Origin of the sequence: Streptomyces sp. NPDC006872 (assembly GCF_040635845.1) — a bacterium.
GTDB lineage: Bacteria > Actinomycetota > Actinomycetes > Streptomycetales > Streptomycetaceae > Streptomyces.
Window position 1 is genome coordinate 686255 of record NZ_JBEYIL010000001.1, and the last position, 11649, is coordinate 697903.

Annotated in this window: 10 protein-coding genes and 1 pseudogene; 6 read left to right on the forward strand and 5 right to left on the reverse strand. The window is 72.3% G+C overall.

Annotated elements, in window-relative coordinates:
• Nucleotides 1-36: 36 nt before the first annotated feature.
• The 4 genes and pseudogenes from ABZ725_RS03230 to ABZ725_RS03245 form a co-directional block, all read left to right on the forward strand.
• A pseudogene (locus ABZ725_RS03230) lies at nucleotides 37-201 on the forward strand (SPOR domain-containing protein); the annotation flags it as partial.
• Nucleotides 202-330: 129 nt separating this feature from the next.
• Nucleotides 331-741, forward strand: coding sequence for a (deoxy)nucleoside triphosphate pyrophosphohydrolase (locus ABZ725_RS03235; RefSeq protein ID WP_358801069.1), 411 nt, complete (start codon nucleotides 331-333; stop codon nucleotides 739-741).
• A gap of 190 nt (nucleotides 742-931) precedes the next feature.
• The gene (locus ABZ725_RS03240) at nucleotides 932-1339 is read left to right on the forward strand and encodes an ATP-binding protein (protein ID WP_351918562.1); all 408 of its coding nucleotides are present in this window, start codon (nucleotides 932-934) and stop codon (nucleotides 1337-1339) included.
• 271 nt (nucleotides 1340-1610) lie between these two features.
• Nucleotides 1611-4337 carry a SpoIIE family protein phosphatase gene (locus ABZ725_RS03245; RefSeq protein WP_358801070.1) on the forward strand — a complete coding sequence of 909 codons (2727 nt, stop codon included), beginning with the start codon at nucleotides 1611-1613 and terminating at the stop codon, nucleotides 4335-4337.
• Nucleotides 4338-4344: 7 nt separating this feature from the next.
• Here the strand turns inward: ABZ725_RS03245 and ABZ725_RS03250 are convergent, their stop codons facing one another.
• Nucleotides 4345-5997 carry a hypothetical protein gene (locus tag ABZ725_RS03250; protein WP_358801071.1) on the reverse strand — a complete coding sequence of 551 codons (1653 nt, stop codon included), beginning with the start codon at nucleotides 5995-5997 and terminating at the stop codon, nucleotides 4345-4347.
• 94 nt (nucleotides 5998-6091) lie between these two features.
• Between ABZ725_RS03250 and ABZ725_RS03255 the strand changes: the two genes are divergently transcribed.
• On the forward strand, nucleotides 6092-7339 hold the full coding sequence (locus tag ABZ725_RS03255) for a hypothetical protein (RefSeq protein WP_358801072.1): 1248 nt from the start codon (nucleotides 6092-6094) through the stop codon (nucleotides 7337-7339).
• A gap of 79 nt (nucleotides 7340-7418) precedes the next feature.
• Nucleotides 7419-7751 carry a hypothetical protein gene (locus tag ABZ725_RS03260; protein WP_358801073.1) on the forward strand — a complete coding sequence of 111 codons (333 nt, stop codon included), beginning with the start codon at nucleotides 7419-7421 and terminating at the stop codon, nucleotides 7749-7751.
• Here ABZ725_RS03260 and ABZ725_RS03265 read toward each other — a convergent pair.
• Genes ABZ725_RS03265 through ABZ725_RS03280 form a run of 4 tightly spaced genes read right to left on the reverse strand, consistent with a single transcriptional unit; the run spans nucleotide 7732 to nucleotide 11611 of the window.
• Complete coding sequence (locus ABZ725_RS03265; protein WP_358801074.1) at nucleotides 7732-8502, reverse strand: succinate dehydrogenase/fumarate reductase iron-sulfur subunit; 771 nt, start codon at nucleotides 8500-8502, stop codon at nucleotides 7732-7734. The two genes, ABZ725_RS03260 and ABZ725_RS03265, sit on opposite strands and share 20 nt — an antisense overlap.
• Entirely contained in the window at nucleotides 8499-10433 is a 1935-nt protein-coding gene (locus tag ABZ725_RS03270; protein WP_358801075.1) for a fumarate reductase/succinate dehydrogenase flavoprotein subunit, read from the reverse strand. Before ABZ725_RS03270 ends, ABZ725_RS03265 begins: the two co-directional genes overlap by 4 nt.
• Nucleotides 10434-10468: 35 nt before the next feature.
• Complete coding sequence (locus tag ABZ725_RS03275) at nucleotides 10469-11302, reverse strand: hypothetical protein (RefSeq protein ID WP_358801076.1); 834 nt, start codon at nucleotides 11300-11302, stop codon at nucleotides 10469-10471.
• Nucleotides 11303-11320: 18 nt separating this feature from the next.
• Nucleotides 11321-11611 carry a hypothetical protein gene (locus ABZ725_RS03280; protein WP_358801077.1) on the reverse strand — a complete coding sequence of 97 codons (291 nt, stop codon included), beginning with the start codon at nucleotides 11609-11611 and terminating at the stop codon, nucleotides 11321-11323.
• Nucleotides 11612-11649: the final 38 nt, after the last annotated feature.

The following is an 11649-nucleotide window of genomic DNA, read 5'->3' on the forward strand; positions in this document are numbered from 1 at the left end:
CGGGCGGGCCGGGGCGAGAAGGGGGCGTGGGGCGCGATGAACGACAGCACCATCTCTCTGCCTTGGCACGTCATACGGCAGGACGACAACGGCAACCGGTACCGCGTGGGCCGGTACGCGACCCGGGCCGAGGCCCAGAAGATCGCGGACAGCCTCGATGCGCGCGGCCACAAGCAGCTCTACTGGGTCGAGCGGGTGGGCCAGGGTGTGGGCCAGGGTCAGACCCCGGCGCAGTCCCAGCCCCAGGCGCAACCTCAGGCCCCGGTCCAGGCGCAGAACGGGGGAGAGGGCGCCCGGAACTGACGTGCCCGGTCCCGTAGGCTCCGGCGCATGACGGAACGGATCGTGGTGGTCGGAGCCGCCCTGCTCGACGGCGGCCGCCTGCTCGCCGCGCGCCGCAGCGCACCCCCGGAACTCGCCGGGCGCTGGGAACTGCCCGGCGGCAAGGTCGAGAAGGGCGAGGCCCCCGAGGCGGCCCTCGTGCGCGAACTGCGCGAGGAACTCGGCGTCGAGGCGGAGACCGTCGAACGTGTCCCCGGCGAGTGGCCCCTCAGGTCGCCCTACATCCTCCAGGTATGGACCGCCCGGCTGCGCCCGGGCTCCCCCGCCGCCCGGCCCCTCCAGGACCACGACGCGCTGCGCTGGCTCACCCCGGACGACATCTGGGACGTCGACTGGCTGGACCAGGACGTCCCCGCAGTACGCGAAACCCTCACGAGGTTCCCCACCGAAACCCGCTGAACGGCGGTTGCCGCAGGGCGCGCGTGGCGGTCCCGGTTCGCCCCGGGGGCGCGTTGATCGCCGGGTGGGGCGGACGGTACGCCGTTTGTGCCACTGTGCGCCCTGTCTTGCGGTACTGGCTCGCGGATATCGGGTATGTGCTCCTTAACCCTATGAAATCGGACATGGGGTCTACTCGCTGGCCTGGGAAGTGATCGGCGTGATCGACACCGAAGGCGACCGCGCCGAGTGGACGTTTCCCGCGGAGCCCGGTGCCGTGCGCACCGCCCGCAGCGCCGTCCGGAACCAGTTGCGCGGCTGGGGCCTCGACAGCCTGGGCGACATCACGGCTCTGCTGGTCAGTGAGCTGGTCACCAATGCGTTGCGGCATGCGACGGGTCCCATCGGGGTCCGGCTGGTCCGCCCCGAGGGCCTGGCCGACGTGCTGCTGGTCGAGGTCTCCGACCCGCTGCCGGACCCGCCCCGCGAGCGCGTCGCCCGGCCCGAGGACGAGAGCGGACGCGGGCTGCAGCTGGTCGCCTCCTCCTCGCGCCGCTGGGGCACCCGGCCCGGGGACACCGGAAAGACGGTGTGGTTCGAACTCGCGGTGCCGGGTTGACGGCGCGTGACGGGGGGATGAGCCCGGTGTACAGCGGGGGCGGCGGTGTCATCCGTCCGGTTCTGGTCGCCGACCGGTTGTGGAAGGTGTGATTCGACGACGTGTCCGCTGGTTAGAAGACTGGAAGTGTTGTCGCGGAACGGGCCAAAAAACGCCTGGACCGTGCTGTGATCGTGAACACCGTGTCGTGCGGACCCGTAGTGCTGGATACTGCGGGCAGCCGCCGCCGGTGACCGGTGCCGGACGCGGTGAGCTGGAGGGGACGGTTCGCGTGAGCGAGATACCAGCGAAGGCCACGGAGTCCGAGGACCCGTCGGGCGGCGCGAGGGCGAAGAGTTCTGGCGTGCTCGCCGCGGACGCCGTGCTTGCCGCAGACGCCGCGCACGACCCGGCCGACCGCGTGACCGACAGCCCGGCCGACCGCGTGACCGGCGGCCCGGTCGACGGTGTGGACGACAGCGTGGGCGAGGCGGCGGCGCACGGTGACGCCATGTGGCAGAGCAGTCCGCCCGGCTCGATCTACGACTACATCAAGGTCGCCTCGTTCTCGATCGGCCCCGACGGCCTCGTCGACCAGTGGAGTCTGCGCGCCGAGCAGATCTTCGGCATCTCCGCCGACAAGGCCGTCGGCATGGACCCCATCGACGCCTTCGTCGACCCGGACCTGCGTGAACGCGGCCAGCGCAAGATGGCCGAGATCCTGGACGGCCGTGAGTGGACCGGCGTCGTGCCGTTCCGGATGCCGGACCCGGTGCCCGGCGGCGGACGCGGCGAGCAGGGCCTCGCCGAGGTGTACGTCATGCCGACGCAGAGCCTGGACGGCGAGAAGGCCGCCGTGTGCATCGTCGTCGACGTCCGCACGCTCCGCAGCATCGAGACCGACCTCGCCGCCTCGCAGGCCATTTTCGGTCAATCCCCGTTCGGGTTCCTGCTGATCGACCCCGACCTGCGGATCCGCCGAGCCAACCACCGCTTCTCCTCCATCTTCGGCGGCGACCCCGACGACCACCGGGGCAAGGGCGTCCACGACTACCTGCCCCGGCCCGAGGCCGAACGGGTCAGCGCGACCCTGCGCAGGGTCCTGCAGACCGGCGAATCCATCACGGACATGCACGTCACCGGCTTTGTGCCGGGCTCCGAGGAGCGCCGCCACTGGTCGATCAACCTCTACCGCGTGCACAGCGGCAGCGGCCGTCCCATCGGCGTCGCCTGGCTCGGCACCGACATCACCGCCCGGCGCGCCGCCGCCCGCGAGGCCGCCGCCGCACGGCGCAATCTCGCCCTTCTGAACGAGGCGGGAGCCCGCATAGGGAACTCCCTCGACCTGGAGACGACCGCGCGCGAGCTCCTCGACGTCGTCGTGCCCGGCTTCTGCGACCTCGCCACCGTGGACCTCTACCAGGGCCTCCTGGCCGGCGACGAGACCCCGCCCGGCCTCGCCGACGGCAGCGCGGAACTGCGCCGGGTCGCCTTCTCCTCCGCCGTCTCCGACGCCCCCTTCGCCGGCAGCGGCGCGCCCGTCGCCGTCGGCGCGGTCCACCACTTCCCGTTCAACTCGCCCTGCGCGGACGCCCTGCGCACCGCCCGCCCGCAGCTCATCCCCGGCGAGGAGGGCGGCCTCGTGCAGTCCACCCTCGCCGTCCCGATGGTCGCCCACGACACCGTCGTCGGCCTCGCGCAGTTCTCGCGGACGAAGGGCAGCGAGCCGTTCGGGGACCGGGACCGCGATCTGGCCGTGGAGCTGGCCGCCCGCGCCGCCGTCTGCATCGACAACGCGCGGCTGTACCGGCGGGAGCACGAGCGGGCGTTGATACTGCAACGGTCGCTGCTGCCGCCCGGCGACCCGGTCGCCTCCGGACTCGACATCGCCTGTCGCTACCTCCCCGGCAACGCCTCCACCGGCCGCCCCAGCGAGGTCGGCGGCGACTGGTTCGACGTCATCGAACTCCCCGGGCACCGGACCGCCCTGGTGGTCGGCGACGTCATGGGCCGCGGACTGCGGGCCGCCGTCGCCATGGGCGAACTGCGGACCGCTGTGCGCACCTTGGCGTTGCTGGACCTCGAACCCGCCGAGGTGCTCTCCGCGTTGGACGAGATCGCGCGCGGCCTCGGCACCCCCGGCGGCGTCCAGCAGGCCACCCGTGCCGCCCGCCGCCCCCGCGAGGCCGACCTGTCCGAGGTGTACCTCGCCACCTGCGTGTACGCGGTCTACGACTCGGTGACCCGGCGCTGCACCTTCGCCAACGCTGGCCATCTGCCCCCGGTCCTCGTCGAACCCGGCGAGCCGGCCCTGATGCTGGACGTGCCGCCGGGCATGCCGCTCGGCGTGGGCGGCGAGCCCTTCGAGGAGGTGGAGGTCGAACTCCCCGAAGGCGCGCTGCTGGCGCTCTACACGGATGGACTGGTCGAATCGCGGGACCACCCGCTGGACGAGGGCCTCAATGCGTTCGTCGGAGCGCTGACGGACCCCTCCAGGCCGCTGGAGGACGTCTGCGACCACGTCCTGAACACCCTCGACACCCACCACGGCGAGGACGACCTCGCCCTGCTGATGGCACGCGTCCAGGGCCTGCCCGCCGACTCGGTCGGCGACTGGACCCTGCCGCGCGAGCCGCGCAGCGTGGGCCGGGCGAGAGAGCACGCGCGCCGGCAGTTGCTGTCCTGGGACCTGGAACCCCTGGTCGACACGACGGAACTGCTGGTCAGCGAGCTGGTCACCAACGCCCTGCGGTACGGCGAGGGCGAGATCAGACTCCGGCTGCTGCTGGACGGCACGCTGGTCTGCGAGGTCTGGGACTCCGGCCTCGTCCAGCCGCGCCGCCGCCGCGCCCGGGACACCGACGAGGGCGGCCGCGGCCTCCAGCTAGTCGGCCTCCTCTCGGCCGCCTGGGGCTCGCGCCGCACCCCGCGCGGGAAGACGGTGTGGTTCGAACTCCCGCTGCCGGACGGCGAGACGGGCCTGACGGACCCGGCGGAGGCCTTGCTGAGCCTGTTCTGACGCGCGGTCAGCCGGGTGCGGGTCCGGCGAAGCCGGGCGGCGTTCCGCTGCCGGGATCCTCGGCCGGGACGATGCCGCCGAGGACGGCCCCGCCGACACCGGCCGCGCCGGGTCCCGCGTACGGGTTCCCGTGCGCCCGCACGTCGAGTTCGGCCAGCTCCCGCGCCTCCAGGGCGAGGGCGTCGGCGGGCGGACGGTCCGCAGGGTCCCCGGTGGCGAGCAGCCGTTCCGCCTCCGCCAGCCGGGTGCGTGCGGCGGCCCCCACCGCACCGCGGTGCGTCGCGACGAAGTCGGCCGCGGCGGCGACGGCGACGCGGGCGGTGAGCAGCGCGGCGGCCGGCAACACCCCGGCCCGCCCCGAGGCGACCGGCGCGGTCGCCCGCACGATCCGCCGCAGCACCCCGACCGGGTCATGGAGCTGCCCGCGGGTCAACTCCTGCCGCACGGACGCGAGCACGGCATCGGCATGCGCCAGCCGCGAGTGCAGCTCGCCCGGGGGCGTGGCGGCGAGGTCATGGGTCGTCTGCCGCGCGGGCGCGGCACCCCCGGCCGCCCGTTCCTGTTCCTGATCCCGTTCTCGTCCCCGTTGCCGTTCCCGGTTCTGTTCCTGGTCCCGGATCCAGGACAGCTCGGTCTCCGCGCCGGTGAGGGCGGCCGGCACCGTCTGTTCGGCCGTGCGCAGCTGCGCGGCCAGTCGGTCGACCCCCTCGACGAGGACGGCCGCCTGGTCGACCGCGCCCTCTGCCGCACGCAGGTGCCGGGCCGCCTGCTCGGGTCGTCCCGAGTCGGCCGACTGGCGGGCCTCGTTCAGCAGGGAGGTGGCGAACACCAGCCGGTCCTTTGCCTGTTCGACGTTCCCGGTGACCGAGGCGGTGGCGGTGGGCGCGTACCGGGTCCGGAGCCCGGCGAGGACGGCTTCCGAGGCCCCCGCCCGCCCCGCCAGTTCCCGGAAGCGGCCCTCGGCGACCCCCAGAGCCTCACCCAACCCCCCGTGTTCCAGTCCGCGCAGCCGCTGGAAGTCGTCGGCCACGGCGTCCAGCCGCCGTCCCGCCTCCTCGCAGCGTCCGACGATCCCGGCGAGCGCGTGTCCCCGGGCCGCCGCCTCCGCCGGCACCCCCTCGTCGTAGCGCTGCCGCATCCGGAACGCCGCGGCGAGTTCGTGCTCCGCCTCGCGGACGGCCCGGCGGAACTCCGCCACGGCCTCCGCACCGAACAGCGCCTCGGCGAAGCCGAGTTCGGCGCGCGCCGCCCGCATCCGGTTGTCGGCGGCGACCAGCGCCGCGCAGGCCTGCTCGTCGGGGACGGCGAGCGGCGGCGACGACGTCCGCGGCGGTGGGCTGCCGGTCCCGCCGGGGGTCGTCCGGTCGCGGGTGCGCCGGACCCGGCGTATGTACGCGTACCCGGCGACCGTGCCCGCCACGGCGACGGCGGCCAGCGGCAGCACCAGATCGACGGTGGACCTCTCGTCCTCCTGGGCCACGGCGGCGCTCGCGGCGGGCGTGGGCCCCTTGATCGCAACCGGAGCGTCGGCGCCGGACGTCATCCCTGGCAACACCAGCCACACGACCCCGACCGCTCCGCCCAGCGCGGCATGCGCCACCCGCACGGATATGTGCGATGCGGAACGCCGCGGCCGGCCTCGGAGCAAGGAAGAGGTCACATTTGGGAGCGTATGGCCGCGAATACGGCCACGCGACCGGGATACACCCGAGACGGGGGCGGTGGGGCGGAACAACACGGGAGGGGGAACCGCGGTGGAACGCGCAGTGGGGCAGCCGGGGACGGAAGCAGGGGCGGAGACGGAGGCGGCGGCCGAGGGGGTGCCCGAGACGGCGGGCGAGGGGGAGACGCCACCCGCAGTCGATGATACGGCCGATCACGCAGCCGAGGCGGGTAAGCCACCGGAGGCCGAAGACGCAGCCGAAGACGCCGCTGATGACGCCGCTGATGACGCGGCCGATGACGCGGCCGAGGCGGCCGCGGTCCCTCGGCGCAGGCGTCGCCGACGGCTGCTGCTCCGCGTCGCCCTCGGCCTCGTCCTGCTCCTCGTCGTGCCGGTGCTCGCCGCCCTGACCGCCCTCCGCGTGAACTACCTGGGCGACCCGGCCGACGGCACGTACACCCGCGGCAAGGACGCCATCTGGCTGGGCCACGCCTGGGTCGACGGCCGTAAGAAGGACGCCGACGTCAAGGCGCTGGCCGACCGGCTGCGGGACACCGGCATGCGGGACCTCTACGTCCACGCGGGCCCGCTGGAGCACGACGGCACACTGCCCGAGTCCGCGTACGCCAACGCGCGTTGGTTCATAGCCGCCGTCCACCGGGAGGCGCCGCAGCTCCGGGTGCAGGCCTGGCTCGGCGACGTCCTCGCCAGCGAGAGCCCGAACGGCATGCGGCTGGAGCGGGCGGCGACCCGCGCCGCCGTCGTCCGGTCGACCCGGGAGATCCTCGCCGTCGGTTTCCAGGGCGCGCACTTCGACCTGGAGCCCCTGCACTCCGACGACGCCGACTACCTCACCCTTCTGGACACCCTGCGCGCCGTCACCCGTGCCCACGACGCCCGGCTCTCCGTCGCCGCCCACCAGATCGACCCGGTGCCCGGCTTCCACTCCTTCTGGGGCACGACCACCGGTCACCCCAAGTGGTGGTCGCAGAAGTTCTTCGGCCAGGTCGCCCGCCGCGTGGACCAGATCGCCGTGATGTCGTACGACACCATGCAGCCGCTGGAGGGCACGTACGGCGGTTACGTCGCCCAGCAGACCTCCCTCGCCCTGGAGGTCACCCCGCCCGGCACCGATCTGCTGATGGGCCTGCCCTTCTACCGAGAGAACCGGTTCGGCCACTGGGCGCACGCCGAGACGGTCGCCGCCGCCGTCCGGGGCGTCCGGCTGGGGCTGTCCCGGACCGACGCCGACCGTGCGAACTTCGGCGTCGCGGCGTACGTCGACTTCACGGCCACCGAGCAGGACTGGACGTCGTACCGGGAGGGCTGGGTCCGGTAGGACCCAACTCTTCCCCGTCCGCAGGCCATCGTCGGGTCAAATCCCTTGCGCGTACGGGAGTTGCTGGGATCCTGAGCGCATGTACTGGGCACTGGTGGGGACGATGGTCGTCTGTGTGACGGTCATGGCGGCGCTCGGCATCGCGGCCGTCACGCGGGAGTGGATGCCGCCGCTCCGCCGCCGCTCCGTGCTGCGGCCGCGACTGTGGGGCGCCGGCGCCCTGATGAGCGCCCTGGGCCTGAGCCTCTTCGTGTTCCTGGGCCCACTGGCCCCCGGCGGCCCGGCGGTGCACTACTACATCCCGCTCGTCGGAATGGCCGTCAACTTCGCCGGGCTCGGCGTCCAGGCGCTCGCGCGGCGTCCCGGACGCACGCCCCCGCTGCCCCCGACGGCTACGACGACCGCCTCCTGATCTTCGACCCCAGCCACACCAGCGGGTCGTACTTGCGGTCGACCGCCCTCTCCTTCAAGGGGATCAGCGCGTTGTCCGTGATCTTGATGCCCTCGGGGCAGACCTCCGTGCAGCACTTGGTGATGTTGCAGTAGCCGAGGCCGTGTTCGTCCTGGGCGGTGCGTTTGCGGTCCAGGCCGCTCTCCTCGGCCCCGTCCAGCGGGTGCATGTCGAGCTCGGCGACCCGCATGAGGAAGCGCGGGCCCGCGAACGCCGGCTTGTTCTCCTCGTGGTCGCGGACGACATGGCAGGTGTCCTGGCACAGGAAGCACTCGATGCACTTGCGGAACTCCTGCGGACGGTCCACGTCCTCCTGGAACATCCGGTACTCGCCGGGCCCGACCCCCTCCGGCGGCACGAACGACGGGACCTCCCTGGCCTTCTGGTAGTTGAAGCCGACGTCCGTGACGAGATCACGGATCACCGGGAAGGCGCGCAGGGGAGTGACGGTGATCGTCTCCGCCCGGTCGAACACCGACATGCGCGTCATGCACATCAGCCGGGGCCGCCCGTTGATCTCCGCCGAACACGAACCGCACTTGCCCGCCTTGCAGTTCCAGCGGACGGCGAGGTCGGGGGCCTGTGTGGACTGGAGACGATGGATGATGTCCAGCACCACCTCGCCGTCGTTGACCTCGACCTCGAAGTCCTTCAGGCCGCCGCCGTCGACGTCGCCCCGCCAGACCCGGAAGCGGGCCTCGTAGCTGCTCACTCGTACAGCTCCTCTTCGGTGAGGTACTTGACCAGCTCCTCCTTCTCGAAAAGGGCGAGCAGGTCGGGGCGGATGGGTTCGGTGGTCTCGCGGGTGAGGGCGATCTGGCCGCGGACGGGGTCCGTCGCCACCAGGTCGCCGGTCGCGTCGACGAGTGCGCACAGCAGGTTGGCGTTGCGCCAGCCGCGGTCCATCGTCGGGTGGTCCTCGCGGGTGTGTCCGCCGCGTGACTCCGTGCGTTCCAGGGCGGCCCGGGCGACGCACTCGCTGACCAGGAGCATGTTGCGCAGGTCGAGGGCGAGGTGCCAGCCCGGGTTGAACTGGCGGTGGCCCTCGACGCCGGCCCGGCGCGCCCGTACCCGCAGTTCGGCCAGCTTCTCCAGGGCGTGCTCCATCTCGCCCTCCCGGCGGATGATGCCGACCAGGTCGTTCATGGTCTGCTGGAGTTCCTGGTGAAGGGTGTACGGGTTCTCCGGCGGCTTCCCGGTGGGCTCCTCGCCCTCCGCGGAGAACGGGCGCAGCGCCTCCGCGGCCGCCGCGTCGATCTGGGCGTCGTCCACCGTGGGGCGGGCTCCGTCGAGGTCCGCCGTGTGCCGTGCCGCGTGCAGTCCGGCCCGGCGGCCGAAGACCAGCAGGTCGGACAGCGAGTTTCCGCCGAGCCGGTTGGAGCCGTGCATACCGCCGGCCACCTCGCCGGCCGCGAACAGCCCCGGCACCCCGCGGGCGGCCGCCGTGTCGGAGTCGACGGCGATGCCGCCCATCACGTAGTGGCAGGTCGGTCCGACCTCCATGGCCTCCGCGGTGATGTCGACGTCCGCGAGCTCCTTGAACTGGTGGTACATGGAGGGGAGCCGGCGCTTGATCCGTTCGGCCGGCATCCGGGTCGACACGTCGAGGAAGACTCCGCCGTGCGGGGAGCCGCGGCCCGCCTTCACCTCGGAGTTGATGGCGCGGGCCACCTCGTCACGGGGGAGCAGCTCGGGGGGACGCCGGTTGTGGTCCGGGTCCTCGTACCAGCGGTCGCCCTCCTCCTCGGACTCGGCGTACTTCTCCTTGAAGACGTCCGGGACGTAGTCGAACATGAAGCGTTTTCCGTCGGAGTTCCGCAGCACCCCGCCGTCGCCGCGGACGGACTCGGTGACGAGGATGCCCTTCACCGAGGGCGGCCAGACCATGCCCGTCGGGTGGAACTGCACGAACTCCATGTTCAGCAGGGGTGCGCCGGCGAGGAGGGCCAGGGCGTGGCCGTCGCCCGTGTACTCCCATGAGTTCGACGTCACCTTGAAGGACTTGCCGATGCCGCCGGTCGCGATCACCACGGAGGGCGCCTGGAGGACGAAGAAGCGGCCCGTCTCGCGTTCGTAGGCGAAGACGCCCGACACCCGGCTGCCGTCTTTGAGGATCCGGGTGACCGTGCACTCCTGGAAGACCTTCAGCCGGGACTCGTAGTCGCCCGTCTCGCGGAAGTCCTCCTGCTGGAGGGAGACGATCTTCTGCTGGAGCGTGCGGATCAGCTCCAGGCCGGTGCGGTCGCCGACGTGGGCGAGGCGCGGGTACTCGTGGCCGCCGAAGTTGCGCTGGGAGATGCGGCCGTCCTTGGTGCGGTCGAAGAGGGCGCCCCAGGTCTCCAGCTCCCACACCCGGTCCGGGGCCTCCTGGGCGTGCAGCTCGGCCATCCGCCACTGGTTGAGGAACTTGCCGCCGCGCAGGGTGTCGCGGAAGTGGACCTGCCAGTTGTCGTGCTCGTTGGCGTTGGCCATCGCCGCCGCGATGCCGCCCTCGGCCATCACCGTGTGCGCCTTGCCGAACAGCGACTTGCAGATGACGGCCGTGCGGGCGCCGCGCTCCCGGGCCTCGATGGCGGCACGCAGCCCGGCGCCTCCGGCGCCGACCACGACGACGTCCCACTCCTGGCGGTCGACCACGGACATCAGAAGGCCCCACTCGTCTCGCGCAGCTCGCGCATCTAGAAAAACCTCGGATCGTCGAAGACACCGGACGCGACCAGGTACACGTAGAAGTCGGCGAGGGCCACGCTCACCAGCGACGCCCAGGCGAGCTGCATGTGACGGGCGTTCAGCTTGCCGACGAACTGCCATGCCGCGTAGCGCACGGGGTGCTTGGAGAAGTGCTTCAGCTTGCCGCCGACGATGTGCCGGCAGGAGTGGCAGGAGAGCGTGTACGCCCAGATCAGCGTGATGTTGAGCAGGAAGACGAGGGTGCCCAGGCCCATGTGGCCCCAGTTGTAGTGCTCGTCGCGGAAGGCGAGCACGGTGTCGTACGTCAGGATCCCGGCGACCACGATCGCGGCGTAGAAGAAGTACCGGTGGATGTTCTGCAGGATCAGCGGGAAGCGGGTCTCACCGGTGTACTTCGCGTGCGGCTCGGCCACCGCGCAGGCCGGGGGCGAGGCCCAGAAGCCCCGGTAGTAGGCCTTGCGGTAGTAGTAGCAGGTCAGGCGGAAGCCGAGTGGGAAGATCAGGATGATGATCGCGGGGGAGATGCCCCACCAGCCGCCGAGGAGATCCGCGTTGGGGCCGTGGCGCATCGTGTCGCAGTTCTCCGCCAGACAGGGCGAGTAGAACGGCGAGACGTACGGCGCCGCGTAGTAGTCCGCGTTCGCGAAGGCCCGCCACGTCGAGTAGACGATGAACGCCAGCAGACCGGCGGCGGTGGCGGCGGGCGCCAGCCACCAGCGGTCGGTCCGCAGATGGGGCGCGGCGATCGCGGCGCGGCCGGCGCCGCGGACGCCGCTTCGGGGATGGGGGTCGGTGGGTGGAGGTTCCGTACCAGTGGCCAACTCAGGACTCCGGTCGGGTCAGGGTGCGTGTCGGTCCCGGGCGCCGAGTCCCTCGTCGTCGGTGTCGATCCACAGGGAGTCGTCGTACGGGGTGTCGGGGATGGTGACCAGCTCGGGCTTGCGCGGTGCGTGGGGTTGGGCCGCGGCCTCGCGCAGCAGGGCGACGCTCTCCTTGAGATGGGCGGCGTCGGTGCGGACGCGGCGCATCTCCAGGCCGCCGCTGCCGAGCTGCTGTTCCAGGCGGCCGACGGACCGGGAGAGGTCGTCGAGACAGCGCTGGACCGTTGTCAGGTCGTCGTGCACGGACATGACATGACCTCGCTTCCGTGGGCGGTGCCCTGGACGGC

Excerpts from the sequence above, each read along its gene's own strand:
- ABZ725_RS03235 (WP_358801069.1), top strand. The coding sequence starts at position 331 with ATGACGGAACGGATCGTGGTGGTCGGAGCCGCCCTGCTCGACGGCGGC.
- ABZ725_RS03260 (WP_358801073.1), top strand. The coding sequence starts at position 7,419 with ATGTACTGGGCACTGGTGGGGACGATGGTCGTCTGTGTGACGGTCATG.
- ABZ725_RS03270 (WP_358801075.1), bottom strand. The coding sequence starts at position 10,433 with ATGTCCGTGGTCGACCGCCAGGAGTGGGACGTCGTCGTGGTCGGCGCC.
- ABZ725_RS03280 (WP_358801077.1), bottom strand. The coding sequence starts at position 11,611 with ATGTCCGTGCACGACGACCTGACAACGGTCCAGCGCTGTCTCGACGAC.